This is a genomic window from Variovorax sp. GW460-12-1-14-LB1 (assembly GCF_059423605.1).
The window spans coordinates 12,581-30,384 of the sequence record NZ_JBWKYF010000023.1 but is presented as its reverse complement, the minus strand read 5'-3'; the positions used below and the strand labels follow the sequence as shown (position 1 = coordinate 30,384).

The following is a 17,804-nucleotide window of genomic DNA, read 5'->3' as shown; positions in this document are numbered from 1 at the left end:
TTGGAGCCTCCCGAAACCTAGGGACTTACCCGAACCGGAGACAACGACATGGACCCACGGAACCTGATCGCGATCGACATCCACACCCACGCCGAAGTGAGCTGCTGGAACCCTTTCGACAACTACGGCGAGGAATACGACCGCGCGGCTGACAAGTTCTTCGGCTCGAACCGCCGCCCCACCATCGCCGAGAGCGTGGCGTACTACCGTGAAAGAAAGATCGGGCTGGTGATGTTCATGGTCGACGCCGAGTCGAACATGGGCCGCCGGCGCATCCCGAACGAGGAGATCGCCGAGGCCGCGGCGCAGAACAGCGACATCATGATTGCCTTCGGCAGCGTCGATCCGCACAAGGGAAAGATGGGCGCGCGCGAGGCGCGGCGGCTCATCGAGGAGCACGGCGTGAAGGGCTTCAAGTTCCACCCGACCGTGCAGGGCTACCACCCCTACGACCGCATGGCCTGGCCGATCTACGAGGTGATCGCCGAGTACAAGCTGCCGGCCATCTTCCACACCGGCCACAGCGGCATCGGCTCGGGCATGCGCTGCGGCGGCGGCCTGCGGCTCGAATACAGCAACCCGATGCACCTGGACGACGTGGCCATCGACTTCCCCGACATGCAGATCGTCATGGCCCACCCCAGCTTTCCCTGGCAGGACGAGGCGCTCAGCGTGGCCACGCACAAGCCCAACGTGTGGATCGACCTGTCGGGCTGGAGCCCCAAGTACTTTCCGAAGCAGCTGGTGCAGTACGCCAACACGCTGCTGAAAGACCGCGTGCTGTTCGGCAGCGACTACCCGCTGATCACGCCCGACCGCTGGATGAAGGACTTCGAGGCCGCCGGCTTCAAGCCCGAGGTGATGCCCGGCATCCTCAAGGACAACGCGGTGCGCCTGTTGGGGCTCGGCACCCCGGCGGCCTGAGGCTCAGGCGGCGCGCGGCGCCGCCTCGTTCCAGTGCGGCTCCCACAGCGCCGCGCCGCGCTCGAACACGGCGGCCAGCTCCTTCTTGCGGCGCTGCGCCACCGCGGTGATCAAGGCATTGCAGACCGACAGCGCCGCCGTGTACGAGTCGAAGGGCGACGCGCTGGAGGTGCGCACCAGCAGCAGGTGATCGGCCGAGGCCGCCGCGGGCGCCGTGGGGCTGTCGGTGACCATGACGACCTTCGCGCCCTGCTCGCGGAAGTAGGCCGCCGTGCGTGCGATGGCGAGCGAGTGGCGGCGGAAGGTGAGCGTGAGCAGCAGGTCGTTGTCGTCGATGCGCAGCAGCTGGTCTTCCAGCGGCAGCGCGCCCGCGCCGCCCAGCAGCCGCACGTCGGGCAGGCACAGGTTCAGGTTCAGCGCGAGGTGGCTGGCCAGCGGCACGCCGTTGCGCTGGCCGAGCACGTGCACGCGCACCTTGCGCTGCGTGAGCAGCTTCACCGCCGCCTCGAACGCGCCCACGTCGAGCGCCGCGAAGGTGGCGGCCAGGTTGTGCTGGTCGTGCAGCAGCGCGTTGTCCAGGCAGCTGCGCACGGAGGTGTCGTCGCCGATGACCGCGTCGGCGCGCGTGGCAGGCGAGGCCAGCAGGGCGGTGACTTCGGCGCGCGCCTCCATCTGCGCCTGGGCGTAGCTCTCGTAGCCCAGCTTGGCGAGCAGCCGCACCACGGTCGAGGCGCTGGTGCCCACCTTTCTTGCAAGGCTCGTTGCAGATTCGAGCAGCCCCTGCGGGTGGTGCGCCTGCAGCTCCTCGATGAGGCGTCGCTCGCTTTTCGTGAGCTTCTTGCCATAGCCCGAGATGCGCTGGTTCAGGCTGGGGGCGGCGGGGGTGTCTGCGTGCGGCATCGGAGAAACCTCATGTTTGCAACGAGTATTGCAAAAATTGGGCCTCCTTGCAAAAATGAATGCACGATTTCGGCCGGACCTGTCCGCCCGATTGCCCGCTTCTTCTGCAGAAAGACCTTGCCATGCGTTCCACCACCCCCGCCGTGCCCGCCCTGCGTCGGCGCGAGATCCTCGGCGCCGGCCTGACGGCGGCGCTGCTGCCCCTGTCCGCGCGCGCCCAGGCCTTTCCGGCCCGCCCGGTCACGCTGGTGGTGCCGTTCCCGGCCGGCGGCTCGGTCGACCTGATCGCGCGGCTGTACGCCGAGCCGCTGTCGAAGGCGCTGGGTACGCCGGTGGTCATCGACAACCGCGCCGGCGCCGGCGGCTCCATCGCCAGCGCCCAGGTGGCGCGCGCCAAGCCCGACGGCTACACGCTCGTGGTGTCGTCGCAGAGCTCGCACCTGGCCAACCCGCTGACGCAGGCCAATCCGGGCTACGACCCGATCAAGGATTTCCTGTCGATCAGCCAGCTCGCGCGCTCCATCAACGTGTTGCTGGTGAACCCGGCCGTGCCCGCCAAGACCTTCAAGGAGTTCGTGGCGCTGGTGAAGTCGCGCCCGGGCGAGCTCAACTTCTGCAGCGCCGGGCCGGGCAGCATGGGCCAGCTCAACGTGGAGTTGATGAAGTCGCAGCTGCAGCTCAACGCCACGCACGTGCCCTACCGCGGTGGCGGCCCGCTGGTGACCGCGCTGATCTCCAACGAAGTGCAGTTCGGCCTGGACAACCTCGCGCCCTTCCTGCCGCACATCCAGGCCGGCAAGCTGCGTGCGCTGGCCGTGGCCTCGCCCACGCGCGTCGCGGCGCTGCCCGACGTGCCGACCTTCACCGAACTGGGCTATCCGGTGCTGAACACCACCTCGTGGATCGGCCTGGCCGCGCCCGCGAAGACGCCGCCCGAGGTCATCGCCGCGCTGCACAAGGCGGTGCGCACGGTGGCTGACCAGCCGACGATGGTTGAGGCGCTGCTGGCGCGCGGCTCGCTCGCGCCCGAGGCGCAATCGCCCGCGCAGTTCACGGCCATGATGTCGGAGCGGCTCGCGCTGTACGGCGAGATGGTCAAGCGCGCTGGCATCCGCGGCGAGTGAGCGGGTTGCTGGTTCCATGACGCAGACACTGCAGGCCTTCGCACCCGACACCGCACCGCTGGAGGTGCTGCCGCGCGACCTCTCGGCCTACCGCCAGGGCAACACCGGCATCGACTACGTGCACCGCTTCGCGTCCGGCAAGCCGGGCCCGCACGTGCTCGTCAACGCGCTCACGCACGGCAACGAGATCTGCGGCATGGTCGCGGCCACGCACCTGCTCGACACCGGCGTGCGCCCGAAGATCGGCACGCTCACGGTGAGCTTCGCGAACGTCGAGGCCTACGAGGCCTTCGACATCGCGCAGCCCTACGAGAACCGCCAGCTGGTGCACAACCTGAACCGCATCTGGTCGCCCGCGCTGCTCGACGGCACCGGGGACAGCCCCGAGCTGCGCCGCGCGCGCGAGCTGCGGCCGGTGCTCGACGCGGCCGACTACGTGCTGGACATCCATTCCACGCGCGCCCCCGTGCAGCCCTTCTGGGTCTACCCGGAGTTCGAACGCAATGCAGGCCTGGCGCAGGCCGTCGGCGGTCCGGCGGTGCACCTCGTGATGCCCGTGGGCGCCGCGCCCGGCACGGGCGTCACCGCCTACGGCCGGCACGGCGAGCCGGGCATCGACGGCGGCGCGGTGGTGGTCGAGTGCGGCCAGCACTTCGCGCAGTCGGCGGCCAACCTGGCCACCGACGCGTCGCTGCGCTTTTTGGCGCACCTCGGGCTCGTCGACCCGGTGCCGCGCGTGCCGGTGGCCGCGCGCCGCTTCCGGCTGCTCGAGGTCCACATGGTCACGTCGGACGACTTCGCCTTCGTGCGGCCCGTGCTCGGCTTCGAGACCTTCGACCAGGGTGAACTGATCGCGGTGCAGGCCGGGCGCGAGATCCGCTCGCCCTGCGACGGCTGCACGATCTTCATGCCGACCCGCGCGCCGGTGATCGGCCGCGAGGGCGTGTACCTGACCGTGCCCGTCTGACCTGGGGCCTCAGGGCGCCTTCGCGTCGCCTGCTGGTTCGTCTTCGCCGAGCCGGTCCCAGTCCTGCCCCGAGCGCAGCTTGCGCTCCTCGCGCTCGCGCGCCATCTGTTCCTCGAACTGCTGGCGGCCCGCCTTGTTGGCGGCGATCAGCTTGGCGCGGTCCTTGTAGTGCGGGTAGATCTCGTCGCTGAGCTTGAGGTTTCGCTGGCGGAAACGCATCGACGCCTCGCGCGCCTCGGCCGCCGGCCAGCCCAGCGCTTCCAGCGCCGAGCGCGCGCTGCGCAGCGACGACTCGAACACCTCGCGTTCGATGTCCTGCACGCCGCGGTCGCGCAGCTGGAACAGGTGGGTCACGTTGCGTGCGCGCGCAATGATGCGCGCCTGCGGGAAGTTCTCGCGCACCAGGTCGACGATGTCCAGCGACTGCTCGATGTCGTCCACCGCCACCACGATGGCGCGCGCCGTGCCGGCGCCCGCGGTGCGCAGCAGGTCCAGCCGCGTGGCGTCGCCGTAGAACACCCGGAAGCCGAACTGGCGCAGGCCCTCGACGGTGTCGGCGTCGTGGTCGAGCACCGTCACGCGCAGGCCCTGCGACATCAGCAGGCGACCGACGATCTGGCCGTAGCGCCCGAAGCCGCAGATCAGCACCTTGGCGTCCTGCTGCTCCGAAATCTCTTCGAGCTGCGGCCCGCCCGCGTGGCTGTAGCGCGGCAGCACGAACTTGTCGAGCAGCACCAGCAAGAGCGGCGACAGCAGCATCGACAGCGCCACCGCGCCGATCAGCAGCGAGGTGGTCTGCGGCGGCAGCACGTCGGGCCCGGCGGCCTGGAACACCACGAAGGCGAACTCGCCGCCCTGCGCCAGCAGCAGCGTGAACACCGGCCGCTCCTGGTAGGCCAGGCCCATGGCCTTGGCCAGCGCATAGATCACCACCAGCTTGATGACCAGGAAGCTCACCACCAGCAACGCCATGACCCCCGGGTTCGCCAGCAGCACGCCGAAGTTGATCGACATGCCCACCGCGATGAAGAACAGCCCGAGCAGCAGGCCCTTGAAGGGCTCGATGTCGGTCTCGAGCTCGCGCCGGTACTCGCTTTCGGCCAGCAGCACGCCGGCAAGGAAGGCGCCCAGCGCCATCGACAGGCCGACGAACTGCATCAGCGCCGCGATGGCCACCACCAGCAGCAGCGCGGCGGCGGTGAAGATCTCGGGCGTGTCGCTGCGCGCGATCCAGCGCAGGATCGGGCGCAGCAGCAGCCGGCCGCCGAGGATGATGCCGGCGATCACGCCGACGATCTTCAGCGCCTCGAGCGCGCGGTCCAGCCCGCTCACGGCCTGCTCGGCCGCCGTGGCGCCGGCCAGCAGCGGCAGCAGCGCGAGGATCGGGATCGCCGCCACGTCCTGGAACAGCAGGATCGAGAAGCCGGCCTGGCCGCTGGGCGTTTTCAGCAGGTTGCGTTCGCCGAACACCTGCAGCGCGATCGCGGTGGACGACAGCGCCAGCCCGAGCGCCGCCACCAGCGCCACGCGCCACGGCGCGCCCACGGCCCAGCCGACGGCGAACAGCACCGCCGCGCAGCTGAGCACCTGCGCCGACCCCCAGCCGAAGATCGGGCGGCGCAGGCTCCACAGGCGCTTGGGTTCGAGCTCGAGGCCCACGAGGAAGAGCATCAGCACCACGCCGAACTCGGCGAAATGCAGCACGTCTTCCACGCTGGACACGAGGCCCAGGCCCCAGGGGCCGATGGCGATGCCGGCCACGAGGTAGCCGATGATCGAGCCCAGGCCCAGGGCCTTGGACAGCGGCACCACCAGCACGGCGGCGCTCAGGTAGATCAGGCTGCTGGTCAGCCAGGCGGGTGCGTGTTCCATGCTCAGGCCGCCTTGTGGGGGCTGCTGCCGTTGGCGACGGCCAGGCCGTGCGTCATCGCGCTGTGGAACGCGCCGGCCATCACCTGGCCCACGTCGTCGGATTCCGCGGGGCGGTCGGTCTCGGGCACCGGGCAGGCGATGCAGGCATCGAGCTCGTCCATCTCGGGCCACACCGGGTAGCTTTCCAGCCGCTGCACGAACACCTCGACATGCGCGGCCACCTCGGCCTCGCTGGCGCGGCGCGCGCCGTGCAGCAGCAGCGGCGGCAAAAAGCGCATGCCGCACAGCGCGGCGGTCTGTTCGTAGGGCGGCAGGAAGGCGTCGAAGAAGTAGCGGTTGTAGCTTTGCGGGTGATAGCTCGGCTCGGGGCCGCCGGTGGTGGCGACCAGCCAGCAGTCCTTGCCCTGCAGCGCGGTGCCGCCGGGGCCGTAGGCCCAGCCGTAGCCCAGCACGTCGTCGACCCAGAGCTTCTGCAGCGGCGGCATCGAGTACCACTGGATCGGGTGCAGCAGCACCACCAGGTCCGCGCGGGCCAGCCGCTCGCGCTCGGCCTCGACGTCGATGGCGAAATCGGGGTAGCTGCCGTACAGGTCGTTCACGTCGGCGCCGGGCACACGCTGCGCCGCGGCGAACAGCCGGCGGTTCACGCGCGAGTCGCGCCAGTGGGGGTGGGCCGCCAGCACATAGATGCTGCCGGCGGGGTTCTCCGCGGATGTTGTTGTCGTCATGTGGCGAACATAACGCAGACGGCCCGTCGTCGCCGACGCGCTACCCGGGGCGACTACCATCCAGCCCTGTTCCAGTTCTGGAGGAGATCCTCATGCCGGTGGTTCTGGTCGCCAATCCCAAGGGGGGCGTGGGCAAGTCGACGATTGCAACGAACATCGCGGGCTACTTCGCGAGCCGCGGCCATGCCGTGATGCTCGGCGACGTGGACCGCCAGCAGTCCTCGCGGCTGTGGCTCGGCCTGCGCCCGCCGCAGGCCCGCCCCATCGCCACCTGGGAAGCCACCGGCGACAGCACCGTGGTGCGCCCGCCGCGCGGTACCACCCACGCGGTGCTCGACACGCCGGCCGGCCTGCACGGCTGGCGCTTCAAGGAAGTGCTGGCGCTGGCCGACCGCGTGATCGTGCCGCTGCAGCCGAGCATCTTCGACATCTACGCCACGCGTGATTTCCTCGACCGCCTGCTGGAAAGCCGCCGCGCCGAGAAGACCCGCATCGGCCTGGTCGGCATGCGCGTGAACGCCCGCACGCTGGCGGCCGACCGGCTGCACGAGTTCATCGCCGGCCTGGGCGTGCCCGTGCTGGGCGAGCTGCGCGACACGCAGAACTACGTGCAGCTGGCCGCGCGCGGGCTCACGCTGTTCGACATTGCCCCGGGGCGCGTGCAGCGCGACCTGGACCAGTGGGCGCCGATCTGCGAATGGCTCGACGCCTGAACTGACCCCCGGATTTCCCTGATTCCCGGTTGTCGCAAGTCCGACAGCCAGCCTTGTACCCTTGGCACCAGAATGCCCCGCATGACCAAAAAGACATTCCAGACCCTTCAGGATCTCGCCGCCTGCGTCGGCCAGGAAGTCGCCGTGAGCGACTGGATCAGCGTGACGCAGCAGCAGGTCAACCAGTTCGCCGAGGCGACGGGCGACCACCAGTGGATCCACGTCGATGTGGAGCGGGCCAAGTCCGGCCCCTTCGGCGCGCCGATCGCGCACGGGTTTCTCACTTTGTCGCTGCTGCCGAAGTTCTTCGAGACGGCCATCGACGTGGTCGAGTCGCGCATGGGCGTGAACTACGGCCTGAACCGCGTGCGCTTCATGTCGCCGGTGCCGGTGGGCCAGCGCCTGCGCGCCCGCATGAAACTGCTGAGCGCCGAGCCGATTCCCAACAACGGCCTGCAGATGACCTGGGAAACCACGATCGAACTCGAAGGCGCCGCCAAGCCGGCGTGCGTCGCCGAGTCGGTGGTGCGCCGTTTTCCCTGAGCGAGTTTTTTCTTCTTACATCCGGCGGTCGGTGACCTCGCCGTAGGTGGCGGCGCCCTGGCGGGTGATGCCGACGGCGCTCGCGCGCACCGCCGCGCGGTCGACATTGCCCGCGGTCGGGCGGGCCACGCCGGTGCCGCCATTGCTGATCTGCAGCGGCTGCATGGCTTGCGCCTGGACCTGGGCGCGCGTCAGCGACGACTGGAAGGGCGCGGGCGGCAGCGGGTTCTGCTCGCCCTGGAAGGCATGGGCGCCGCCGGCGAAGGCGAGGGCGGCGATCGTGATCAGGCGCAGGGTGGTGGTGTGCATGGCGGGACTCCTTGGCAATCAGCGTTGAGGGGCGGATGCCGGTGCGAATCACCGGCATGCCTTCCCATACGCCGCGCAGTGCTGAACGGATGTGCCCCTGCCGCGCGAAGGGCCGTCAGGCGAAACCGTTCTGCCGCCAGGCCTCGAACACCGTGACCGCCACCGCGTTCGACAAATTCAGGCTGCGCTGGCCGGCGCGCATCGGCAGCCGCAGGCGCTGCGCCTCGGCAAAGCCGTCGCGGATCGGCGGTGGCAGGCCGGCGGTTTCCGAGCCGAACACCAGCCAGTCGCCGGGCTGGAAGCGCACGTCGTGCACCGGGCGGGTGCCGCGCGTGGTCAGCGCGAACATGCGCTCGGCCGGCGGTTGCTGCGTGGCCAGCAGCGCGGCCCAGTCGGCGTGGCGCTTGACCTCGGCGTACTCGTGGTAGTCGAGCCCGGCGCGGCGCAGCAGGCGGTCGTCCATCGAAAAGCCGAGCGGCTCCACCAGGTGCAGCGTGCAGCCGGTGTTGGCCGCGAGCCGGATCACGTTGCCGGTGTTCGGCGGAATTTCGGGGTGGACCAGGACGATATGGAACATGCGTCGATTGTCGCGGGCGCCGCCGGTGGGTTCAGCGCGGCGGGTCGGTCCGCGCCAGCACCACGCCGGTGATGTGCGCCGCACCCGCCAGGCGCAAGGTGGCGGCCGCGGCGAACAGCGAGGCGCCGCTGGTCATCACGTCGTCCACCAGCACCACGCGCCGCTCCCGCAGGCCGTCGGTGCGCAGCGGCTCCACGGCGAAGGCGCCGCGCAGGTTGCGCAGCCGGTCGGCGCGCGGCAGGCCGCTCTGCGCGGGGGTGTCGCGCGTACGCAGCAGCAGGGCGGCGTCGGTCTTGGCCGGTGCCAGCCGGCGGGCGAGCTCGTGCGCCTGGTTGAAGCCACGCTCGCCCAGTCGGCCGGGCGCCAGCGGCATCGGCAGCACGAGGTCGCACTGCTCCAGCGCCGGCTCCACCCACGGCGCGCTGCGCAGCAGGGTGGCCAGCGGGCCGGCCCAGCCCGCCTCGCCGCGAAACTTGAACTGGGCGATGCAGTCGGGCCACGGCCAGGCATAGGTGCAGGCCGCGAGGCAGGCGTCGAGCGGCGGCGGGTGCTGGATGCATTCGCCGCAGCGGGCCACGCCCTCGGGCATCGGCAGCGCGCAGCCGCCGCAGCGCGGGGTCGGCGGCGCGAAGCGGGCCACGCAGGCGTCGCACACGCGCTGCGCGGGCCAGGCGCGGCAGACCTCGCACTGGCTGGGCAGCCGCGCGAGCAGCGAGGTGAAAGGCCTCAGGGCCCGGCGGTTGTGCATGCCTCAATATACTCACGGCCCCATGGCCACCGACCCCGCAAGAAGACCGCCGACCATCGATCCCACGGCGGCCGACCGCTGGCGCCGGCTCGCGCCCGCCGAGGGCTCGCCCTGGCTGCACGAAGAAATCGGTCGCCGGATGGAAGACCGGCTGCAATGGATCAAGGCCCAGCCCCGCACCTGGGCCGACTGGTCGCCGCTGCGCGGCGGCCTCGAGGCGCATGCGCTGCTGGCCCGCCGCTACCGCGATGCCGAAGCCTTCGTCATCGAATCCGAACCCGCATTGGCCGACCGGACCGGCGAGGCACTGACCGCCCCCTGGTGGAGCGCGCGCCGCTGGCAGGGTGGCAAGGCCCGCTTCGACGCCACGCCCGAAGACGGCGTCGACCTGCTCTGGGCCAACATGTCGCTGCACATGGCGGCCGACCCCGAGGCGCTGATCGCGCAGTGGCACCGGCTGGTCGCGACCAACGGCTTCCTGATGTTCTCCTGCCTGGGCCCGGACACCGTGCGCGAGCTGCGCGCCCTGCACGCCCGGCTCGGCTGGCCCGCCGCCGGCCATGAATACACCGACATGCACGACTGGGGCGACATGCTCGTGCACGCCGGCTTCGCCGAGCCCGTGATGGACATGGAGCGCATCGTGCTCACCTGGGCCACCCCCGAGGCGGCCCTGGCCGAGTTGCGCACGCTGGGGCGCAATCTGCATCCGGCGCGCTTCCCCGCGCTGCGCGGCAAGGCCTGGCACCGCGCGCTCAAGCAGGCCCTGCCCGAGCTGGCGCCGGCGGCGGAAGGCGAGGGCCGCATCGCGCTGACCTTCGAGGTCATCTACGGCCACGCCTTCAAGCCGACGCCGCGCGTGGCGCTGTCGCCCGAGAGCGCGGTCTCGCTGCGCGAGATGCGATCGATGCTCCAGCGCGGCCGCCCTGGCGCCTGAGCGACCCGGCAGCCCTCATTCGGTGCGCGGGGCCCGCGCTCTACCCGCTACAATCCGCCGTTGCGTGAAACTCGCGGGTATTGTCCCGTGATCGAGGGGTGTCGGATCCTGTTTGTACGAGGGGTTTGGCCACCATCGACGCACCGATTTGCTGAACTCGCCCGTGTCGAATTCCGTGTTTCGTTTTGCCACCGTCTCAGGCCAGAACATCCACTGGTTCCTGAAACGAAATTGCTCGGTGACGCCGAGCCAGCTGGGCTGGCTCTACGCCTCGCTGTGCGTGGTATCTCTGGGAACGGGCATGGTGTTCTGGCTGCACGGTGCGCCGCTGGTATTGCCATTCGCCTGGCTCGAACTGGCCGCGGTGGGCTTTGCGTTCATGATGTACGCGCGGCACGCCACCGATGGCGAACGGATCGCGCTGCAGGGCGGACGCCTCGTCGTGGAGCTCGAGAACGGTGGGCACTACGAACGCACGGAATTTCTTCCGCACCAGGTGCGGATCGAACCGCAGACCGGCGATCGTTCACTGATCGAGGTCTCGGGGCAAGGTCGATCGGTCAGGGTGGGGCGCTATGTACGCCCGGAGTTGCGAGCCGCATTGGCGCGCGAGATTCGCATGGCGTTGCGTGGCGCCTGAGGGGGCTCGCGCGGTGCTGCACGGTTGGGTTTTCGAAAAATTGAAGAAACGTGAACACGATGAAGAGCATTTGGCGCAATAAGTACAGGCCGGCGAATCTGTTGCTGGCGGCCGGCGCGGCGTTCAGCAACGCGGCGCACGCAGTCAACGATCTGCCCGGCGGCCCTTCGGTGCGCCAGCTGAATCTTCCGGTCGGCGTGACCAAGATCGCGCAGGAGCAGCATCTGCTCCACACGATCATGATGATCATCTGCACGGTCATCTTCGTCGCCGTGTTCGCGGTGATGTTCTATTCCATCTGGAAGCACCGCAAGTCGGTGGGCCACAAGGCCGCCAACTTCCATGAATCGGTGGTGGTCGAGGTCATCTGGACCATCGTGCCCTTCCTCATCGTGATCGTGATGGCGCTGCCCGCCACCAAGGTGCTCGTGGCCCAGAAGGACACCACGAACGCCGACCTCACGATCAAGACCACGGGCTACCAGTGGAAGTGGGGCTACGACTACCTGAACGGCGAAGGCGAGGGCCTGGCCTTCATCTCCACGCTGGACAGCTCGCAGCGCGCCATGTCCGACGCCGGTGCCAAGGGCGCCATGCCCGACGACTACCTGCTCAAGGTCGACAACCCGATGGTCGTGCCGGTGCAGAAGAAGGTCCGCATCATCACCACCGCGAACGACGTGATCCACGCCTTCGCTGTGCCGCAGCTGGGCCTCAAGCAGGACGCCATTCCCGGCTTCGTGCGCGACACCTGGTTCCGCGCCGAGACCGTGGGCGACTACTACGGCCAGTGCCAGGAACTGTGCGGCAAGGAACACGCCTACATGCCGATCCACGTGAAGGTGCTGTCGGCTGCCGACTACACCGCCTGGGTCGCCACCAAGCGCAAGGAAGCCGCCGCCAAGCTCGACGACCCGACCAAGGTCTGGACGCTGCCCGACATGCTGGCACGCGGCGAGAAGGTCTACGCCGCCAACTGCGCGGCCTGCCACCAGGCCAACGGCAAGGGCGCAGGCCCGATCAAGCCGCTCGACGGCGCAGCCAAGGTGACCGATTCCGACCACAAGGTGCAGCTGCTGGTGCTGCTCAACGGCCAGAACAACGGTGCCATGCCTGCCTGGAAGCAGCTGAGCGACACCGACCTCGCGGCCGTGGCCACGTACACCAAGAACAGCTGGTCGAACAAGACGGGCCAGCTGGTGCAACCGGCCGAAGTGCTGGCCCTGCGCGGCAAGTGATCCGACGGCGCCCCGCGAAGAAGAAATTGCAAGGAACAACGACATGAGCGCAGTCCTCGACCCCCACGGTCACGCCCCCGGCGGCCACGCACACGACGACCATCACGATCACCACGCGCCCACCGGCTGGCGCCGCTGGGTGTTCGCGACCAACCACAAGGACATCGGCACGCTCTACCTGCTGTTCAGCTTCACGATGCTGATGATCGGCGGCGTGTTGGCCCTGCTGATCCGCGCCGAGCTGTTCCAGCCCGGCCTGCAGATGGTGAACCCCGAGCTGTTCAACCAGTTCACCACCATGCACGGCCTGATCATGGTGTTCGGCGCCATCATGCCGGCCTTCGTGGGCTTCGCGAACTGGATGATCCCGCTGCAGATCGGCGCATCCGACATGGCGTTCGCGCGCATGAACAACTTCAGCTTCTGGCTGCTGATCCCGGCGGCCATCATGCTGGCCGGTTCGTTCTTCATGCCCGGCGGCGCCCCCGCGGCCGGCTGGACGTTGTACGCCCCGCTCACGCTGCAGATGGGCCCCTCGATGGACGCCGGCATCTTCGCGATGCACATCATGGGCGCCTCGTCGATCATGGGCTCGATCAACATCATCGTCACCATCCTCAACATGCGCGCCCCCGGCATGACGCTGATGAAGATGCCGATGTTCTGCTGGACCTGGCTCATCACCGCCTACCTGCTGATCGCCGTGATGCCCGTGCTCGCAGGCGCCATCACGATGACGCTGACCGACCGCCACTTCGGCACCAGCTTCTTCAACCCCGCCGGCGGCGGCGACCCGGTGATGTACCAGCACATCTTCTGGTTCTTCGGCCACCCCGAGGTCTACATCATGATCTTGCCGGCCTTCGGCATCATCAGCCAGGTGGTCCCGGCCTTCGCCCGCAAGAAGCTCTTCGGCTACGCCTCGATGGTGTACGCCACCTCGTCGATCGCCATCCTGTCGTTCATCGTGTGGGCCCACCACATGTTCACGACCGGCATGCCGCTCACGGGCCAGCTGTTCTTCATGTACGCGACCATGCTGATCGCCGTGCCCACGGCCGTGAAGATCTTCAACTGGATCGCGACGATGTGGCAGGGCTCGATGACCTTCGAGACGCCCATGCTGTTCGCGGTCGGCTTCATCTTCGTGTTCACGATGGGCGGCTTCACCGGCCTGATCCTCGCGGTCGCGCCGATCGACACGCAGCTGCAGGACACCTACTACGTGGTGGCCCACTTCCACTACGTGCTGGTGGCCGGCTCGCTGTTCGCCATGTTCTCGGGCTTCTACTACTGGGCGCCCAAGTGGACCGGCGTGATGTACAACGAAACGCGCGGCAAGGTCCACTTCTGGTGGTCGCTGATCTCGTTCAACGTCACCTTCTTCCCGATGCACTTCCTGGGTCTGGCCGGCATGCCGCGTCGCTACGCCGACTACCCCATGCAGTTCGCCGACTTCAACGCCATCGCTTCGGTGGGTGCGTTCTTCTTCGGCTTCGCGCAGGTCTACTTCTTCCTGTTCATCGTGCTGCCTTCGATGCGCGGCAAGGGTGAAGCAGCGGCTCAGAAGCCCTGGGAAGCGGCCGAAGGCCTCGAGTGGGAAGTGCCGTCGCCGGCCCCGTTCCACACCTTCGAGAACCCGCCCAAGCTCGACGTGACCGCCACCAAGGTGATCGGCTGATCACCCGCGTACGCCGCACAAGCACAACGACCGCACGACGATGACGACGCCCGAACAAAGAAAGAACAACCGACGCATGGGGCTCACGCTGGCCTCCATCGCGGTGATCTTCTTCATCGGCTTCATCGTCCGCATGGTCTGGTTCAGCGGTCGCTGACCGCGCCGCATCGCCCCCCGAACGGAAGCAACAGCATGAGCCTCGGTCAACGCATCCGCCGCGCCAACGTCCGCATGGTCGGCAAGCTGGCCGTCGTGACCTGCGGCATGTTCGCCTTCGGCTATGCGCTGGTGCCGATGTACCGCGCCATCTGCGAGATGACCGGCATCAACATCCTCGCGCTCTCCGAGCTCCAGGTGCCGGGCGGCGCCAGCGGCGCCAAGAACGTGCGCGTGCCGGACAACACGCAGGTCGACATGACCCGCACGATCAAGGTCGAGTTCGACTCCAACGTGCGCGGTGGCCTGTGGGACTTCAAGCCGGCCGAGCGCTTCATCGAGGTGCACCCGGGCCAGCTGAACACGGTGATGTACGAGTTCCAGAACACGCAGAACCGTCGCATGGCCGCGCAGGCCATCCCGAGCTACGCACCGCAGCAGGCGGCGGCGCACTTCAACAAGCTCGAGTGCTTCTGCTTCAACCAGTACACGCTCGACGCGGGCGAGAAGAAGCAGTGGCCGGTCGCCTTCGTGATCGATCCGAAGATCTCGAAGGACGTCAAGACCATCACGCTGTCGTACACCTTCTTCGAGGTGGGCGGCAAGACGCCTCCGGCCCCGGTGGCCGCCGTTTCGCATGTTGTCGCTGATGAGCCGCGCTCGTGACCTCGCCGTTGCCGCCCGAAGCCCCGCGCCGCAAGCCCACGCTGTGGGACACGATGAAGGCGGTGGGCTGGTCGTTCTTCGGGGTGCGCCGCAACAGCGCCTACAAGGAAGACCTGGGCAAGCTCAATCCGCTGCACGTCATCGTGGTGGCGTTTGCCGCAGTGATCGTCTTCGTGGTCGGGCTGGTGCTGCTGGTGCGGCATGTGGTCGCGGCCGCCTGAGCGCTGCCTGCTGAGCCGAAGACAAAAAAACCACGATCTCCAGAATCATTGAATCGAGAGAAGAAAGAAAGCCAGGAGCTGATATGAGTTCAACCACCCACGGCACCACGCCCTACTACTTCGTGCCCGGACCCTCGGCCTACCCGGTCGTGTCCGCGATCGGCTTGTTCTTCGTGATCCTCGGCGCGGGGCAATGGATCAACAGCCACCAGTGGGGCGCCTGGTCGCTGCTGCTGGGCATGGTGATCTGGCTCGGCACGCTCTTCGTGTGGTTCCGCGCTGCCGTCGGCGAGAGCGAGAGCGGCCAGTACGGCCACAAGATCGACCTCTCGTACCGCTGGAGCATGAGCTGGTTCATCTTCTCGGAAGTGATGTTCTTCGGCGCCTTCTTCACGGCGCTGTGGTGGGCCCGCACCCACGCGCTGCCGACGCTCGGCAGCCTGGACAACGCGATCCTCTGGCCCGACTTCAAGGCCGTGTGGCCCAGCGTCGCGGCCGGTGTCACCGGTTCGCCGGCCGGCATCATCGAGCCCTTCCAGACCGTCGGCCCGTTCTGGCTGCCGACCATCAACACCGCGCTGCTGCTGAGCTCGGGCGTGACGCTGACCATCGCCCACCACGCGCTGCGCGCCGACCACCGCGCCCAGTGCATCCGCTTCATGTGGCTCACCGTGCTGCTGGGCGTGATCTTCCTGGGCGTGCAGGGCTACGAGTACTTCCACCTGTACACCGAACTGAACCTCAAGCTCAGCTCGGGCACCTACGGTTCGACCTTCTTCATGCTGACCGGCTTCCACGGCCTGCACGTGTTCATCGGCATGCTGATGCTGCTGTTCATCACGCTGCGCCTGCAGAAGGGCCACTTCACCGCCGAGCGTCACTTCGGCTTCGAAGGCGCCGCTTGGTACTGGCACTTCGTGGACGTGGTCTGGCTGGGCCTGTACGTGCTGGTCTATTGGCTTTGAGCGAAGAACCTCACGGCATTCCAGAAAAAAGGCGCCGTAAGGCGCCTTTTTCATGGTTCTCGTGGAACGAGCACCATCTGTTACTTCCCGAGCGGGAGCCCGGTGGGCTGGATGTAGCCGAGTTTCCAGGCCAGCAGCATGCACAGGAACAAAAAGACCGACAGGCCGATCCGAAAGGTGAGGGCGCGGGCCATGCCGCCGCGCTTGTTCTGCCCGTCGCGACCGTCCTTCAGCATGAAGTAGAGCGCGAAAGCGAGGCTCGCGAAGATGCCCAGAAAGACCAGGGCGACGAAATATTTCATGACCCGCATTATCGGCCGCACGCCCCGTCCGCTCCAGTGACCCCCGAGCCTCTCGTTTCCTCTGCCACGCCGCGCCGCCGCGCGAGCCGGGGCCGTTTCCTGGTCGTCACGCTGGCGGCCGTGCTGGCGCTGGCGGCCACCGTGTCGCTGGGCCGCTGGCAGCTGTCGCGCGCCGCGCAGAAAGAAGCGCTGCAGGCCCGCATCGATGCGCAGAAGCTGAAAGCCCCGCTGTCGCAGGCCGAGTTCCTGGCGCTGGGCGAAGCAGCCGGCGAGATGCACCGGCCGGTGCGCCTGCGCGGCCTGTGGCTCACGGCGCAGACGGTCTACCTGGACAACCGCCAGATGCACGGCACGCCGGGCTTCTACGTGCTGACGCCATTCGCGCTCGAGGGCAGCGAGCAGGCCGTGATGGTCCAGCGAGGCTGGGTGCAGCGCAATTTCGTCGACCGCACGCAACTCGGCGTGGTCGAGACGCCGCCCGGCATCGTCGAACTCACGGCGCTGATCGAGCCGCCGCCGAGCCATCTATTCGAACTCGGCGCGAAGACTGCGGCCGCACCGGCACCCGCGGCATCGGCCGCCGCGCCGGCCCCTTCGGCTGCCGGCGCCAGCGCTCCGGCACCGGGCATTCAGGGGTCTTCCCCCATCCGGCAAAATCTCGACCTGGAGGCATTCCGCGCCGAGACCCAACTGCCGCTACGCACCGACGTGTCGCTGCAGCAGAGCGGGCCGGCGTCCGAGGGCCTGCAGCGCGACTGGCCGGCCCCGGCGTTGGGCCTCGAGAGGCACTACGGTTACGCATTCCAGTGGTTCGGCCTGTCGGCCCTCGTTGTCATCCTCTATGTCTGGTTCCAATTCATCTCCCCCTTCCGGCGCGCGCGGCGCCGCGCACGCGATGGCCGCAGCCTCTGACGAGCCGCTGGGCCTGACCGTGCACTCGATGCCGTCGCCGGGCCAGGCGCTGGACGAGGCCGAGAGCCGTCGCACGGTTCACGGGCGCTGGAAGATGATCGCCGTGCTGCTGATGTGCGCGGCCCCCGTGATCGCCTCGTACTTCACCTACTACGTGATCCGGCCCGAGGGCCGCAGCGTGTACGGCGAGCTGATCGATCCGCAGCGCGAGATGCCTCGCCTCACGGCTACCGACCGCAGCGGCGCGCCGGTCGAGCTGGCCACGCTCAAGGGCCAGTGGCTGCTGGTGGCGGTGGCCGACGCCGCCTGCGACGCGCTGTGCGAGCAGCAGCTGTACCTGCAGCGCCAGCTGCGCGAGAGCCTCGGCCGTGAAAAAGACCGCCTCGACCGCGTCTGGCTCGTGAGCGACGCGGCGCCCGTGCCCGAGCGCCTGACCAACGGCCTGCACGGCGCGACCGTGCTGCGCGTGCCGGCCGACCAACTCGCCCGCTGGCTCGCACCCGTGCAAGGGCACGCGCTGTCCGAGCACCTCTACGTGGTCGATCCGATGGGCAATTGGATGATGCGTTTCCCGGCCCGCATGGACGCCGCCGGCGCGAGCCGCGCGAAGCGCGACATCGACCGCCTGCTGCGCGCCTCGTCGTCGTGGGACGAAGCGGGCCGCTGAGCCCGCGCGAACAA

Annotated in this window: 22 protein-coding genes; 15 read left to right on the top strand and 7 right to left on the bottom strand. The window is 68.5% G+C overall.

Going from position 1 to position 17,804, the window contains the following annotated elements; translation table 11 throughout:
* The first annotated feature begins 48 nt into the window (after positions 1-48).
* The gene (locus AC07Y4_RS14140) at positions 49-924 is read left to right on the top strand and encodes an amidohydrolase family protein (protein WP_070061956.1); all 876 of its coding nucleotides are present in this window, start codon (positions 49-51) and stop codon (positions 922-924) included.
* Positions 925-927: 3 nt separating this feature from the next.
* Here AC07Y4_RS14140 and AC07Y4_RS14135 read toward each other — a convergent pair whose 3' ends face one another.
* On the bottom strand, positions 928-1,824 hold the full coding sequence (locus AC07Y4_RS14135) for a MurR/RpiR family transcriptional regulator (protein WP_159272978.1): 897 nt from the start codon (positions 1,822-1,824) through the stop codon (positions 928-930).
* A 122-nt stretch (positions 1,825-1,946) separates the two neighbouring features.
* Between AC07Y4_RS14135 and AC07Y4_RS14130 the strand changes: the two genes are divergently transcribed.
* Entirely contained in the window at positions 1,947-2,948 is a 1,002-nt protein-coding gene (locus tag AC07Y4_RS14130) for a Bug family tripartite tricarboxylate transporter substrate binding protein (protein WP_062479498.1), read from the top strand.
* Positions 2,949-2,964: 16 nt separating this feature from the next.
* Positions 2,965-3,915 carry a M14 family metallopeptidase gene (locus AC07Y4_RS14125; RefSeq protein WP_495274727.1) on the top strand — a complete coding sequence of 317 codons (951 nt, stop codon included), beginning with the start codon at positions 2,965-2,967 and terminating at the stop codon, positions 3,913-3,915.
* A 9-nt stretch (positions 3,916-3,924) separates the two neighbouring features.
* Here AC07Y4_RS14125 and kefC read toward each other — a convergent pair whose 3' ends face one another.
* Complete coding sequence (gene kefC, locus AC07Y4_RS14120; protein WP_307589379.1) at positions 3,925-5,787, bottom strand: glutathione-regulated potassium-efflux system protein KefC; 1,863 nt, start codon at positions 5,785-5,787, stop codon at positions 3,925-3,927.
* Between the two features lie 2 nt (positions 5,788-5,789).
* Positions 5,790-6,515, bottom strand: coding sequence for a glutathione-regulated potassium-efflux system oxidoreductase KefF (gene kefF / locus AC07Y4_RS14115; protein WP_495274726.1), 726 nt, complete (start codon positions 6,513-6,515; stop codon positions 5,790-5,792).
* A gap of 92 nt (positions 6,516-6,607) precedes the next feature.
* Here kefF and AC07Y4_RS14110 point away from each other — a divergent pair, with 92 nt between their 5' ends.
* Positions 6,608-7,228 carry a nucleotide-binding protein gene (locus AC07Y4_RS14110; RefSeq protein ID WP_070061962.1) on the top strand — a complete coding sequence of 207 codons (621 nt, stop codon included), beginning with the start codon at positions 6,608-6,610 and terminating at the stop codon, positions 7,226-7,228.
* 72 nt (positions 7,229-7,300) lie between these two features.
* Positions 7,301-7,771: a MaoC family dehydratase gene (locus tag AC07Y4_RS14105; RefSeq protein WP_062479484.1), complete on the top strand. Its 471-nt coding sequence runs from the start codon at positions 7,301-7,303 to the stop codon at positions 7,769-7,771.
* A gap of 15 nt (positions 7,772-7,786) precedes the next feature.
* Here AC07Y4_RS14105 and AC07Y4_RS14100 read toward each other — a convergent pair whose 3' ends face one another.
* From AC07Y4_RS14100 to AC07Y4_RS14090, 3 genes are all read right to left on the bottom strand, one after another.
* Positions 7,787-8,080, bottom strand: a complete 294-nt coding sequence (locus tag AC07Y4_RS14100; RefSeq protein ID WP_159275425.1) for a DUF4148 domain-containing protein — start codon at positions 8,078-8,080, stop codon at positions 7,787-7,789.
* Between the two features lie 115 nt (positions 8,081-8,195).
* On the bottom strand, positions 8,196-8,657 hold the full coding sequence (trmL, locus tag AC07Y4_RS14095) for a tRNA (uridine(34)/cytosine(34)/5-carboxymethylaminomethyluridine(34)-2'-O)-methyltransferase TrmL (RefSeq protein WP_493193107.1): 462 nt from the start codon (positions 8,655-8,657) through the stop codon (positions 8,196-8,198).
* 31 nt (positions 8,658-8,688) lie between these two features.
* Positions 8,689-9,405, bottom strand: coding sequence for a ComF family protein (locus AC07Y4_RS14090; RefSeq protein ID WP_495274725.1), 717 nt, complete (start codon positions 9,403-9,405; stop codon positions 8,689-8,691).
* A gap of 22 nt (positions 9,406-9,427) precedes the next feature.
* Here AC07Y4_RS14090 and AC07Y4_RS14085 point away from each other — a divergent pair, with 22 nt between their 5' ends.
* From AC07Y4_RS14085 to AC07Y4_RS14050, 8 genes are all read left to right on the top strand, one after another.
* The gene (locus tag AC07Y4_RS14085) at positions 9,428-10,342 is read left to right on the top strand and encodes a class I SAM-dependent methyltransferase (RefSeq protein ID WP_062481352.1); all 915 of its coding nucleotides are present in this window, start codon (positions 9,428-9,430) and stop codon (positions 10,340-10,342) included.
* 163 nt (positions 10,343-10,505) lie between these two features.
* Positions 10,506-10,982: a DUF2244 domain-containing protein gene (locus AC07Y4_RS14080; RefSeq protein WP_056578078.1), complete on the top strand. Its 477-nt coding sequence runs from the start codon at positions 10,506-10,508 to the stop codon at positions 10,980-10,982.
* A 59-nt stretch (positions 10,983-11,041) separates the two neighbouring features.
* Positions 11,042-12,220 (top strand): cytochrome c oxidase subunit II, encoded by a 1,179-nt coding sequence (gene coxB / locus AC07Y4_RS14075; protein ID WP_307589382.1) that lies wholly within the window; start codon positions 11,042-11,044, stop codon positions 12,218-12,220.
* 43 nt (positions 12,221-12,263) lie between these two features.
* Positions 12,264-13,901, top strand: coding sequence for a cytochrome c oxidase subunit I (gene ctaD / locus AC07Y4_RS14070; protein WP_062481356.1), 1,638 nt, complete (start codon positions 12,264-12,266; stop codon positions 13,899-13,901).
* A gap of 40 nt (positions 13,902-13,941) precedes the next feature.
* Complete coding sequence (locus AC07Y4_RS14065; RefSeq protein ID WP_217493469.1) at positions 13,942-14,058, top strand: cytochrome oxidase small assembly protein; 117 nt, start codon at positions 13,942-13,944, stop codon at positions 14,056-14,058.
* A 35-nt stretch (positions 14,059-14,093) separates the two neighbouring features.
* The gene (locus AC07Y4_RS14060; protein WP_095950886.1) at positions 14,094-14,723 is read left to right on the top strand and encodes a cytochrome c oxidase assembly protein; all 630 of its coding nucleotides are present in this window, start codon (positions 14,094-14,096) and stop codon (positions 14,721-14,723) included.
* Positions 14,724-14,776: 53 nt separating this feature from the next.
* Positions 14,777-14,944 carry a DUF2970 domain-containing protein gene (locus AC07Y4_RS14055; protein ID WP_082818316.1) on the top strand — a complete coding sequence of 56 codons (168 nt, stop codon included), beginning with the start codon at positions 14,777-14,779 and terminating at the stop codon, positions 14,942-14,944.
* Between the two features lie 83 nt (positions 14,945-15,027).
* Entirely contained in the window at positions 15,028-15,909 is an 882-nt protein-coding gene (locus AC07Y4_RS14050) for a cytochrome c oxidase subunit 3 (protein WP_062481365.1), read from the top strand.
* A gap of 80 nt (positions 15,910-15,989) precedes the next feature.
* On the opposite strand, the gene AC07Y4_RS14045 is transcribed toward AC07Y4_RS14050, so the two are convergent.
* Entirely contained in the window at positions 15,990-16,220 is a 231-nt protein-coding gene (locus AC07Y4_RS14045; RefSeq protein ID WP_495274763.1) for a twin transmembrane helix small protein, read from the bottom strand.
* A 27-nt stretch (positions 16,221-16,247) separates the two neighbouring features.
* Between AC07Y4_RS14045 and AC07Y4_RS14040 the strand changes: the two genes are divergently transcribed.
* Together AC07Y4_RS14040 and AC07Y4_RS14035 are read left to right on the top strand one after the other, a co-directional pair.
* Positions 16,248-17,123, top strand: a complete 876-nt coding sequence (locus AC07Y4_RS14040; protein ID WP_495274724.1) for an SURF1 family protein — start codon at positions 16,248-16,250, stop codon at positions 17,121-17,123.
* Complete coding sequence (locus AC07Y4_RS14035; protein WP_307695016.1) at positions 17,107-17,790, top strand: redox-active disulfide-containing membrane protein; 684 nt, start codon at positions 17,107-17,109, stop codon at positions 17,788-17,790. The genes AC07Y4_RS14040 and AC07Y4_RS14035 overlap by 17 nt, the downstream gene beginning before the upstream one ends.
* The last annotated feature ends 14 nt before the right edge of the window (positions 17,791-17,804 follow it).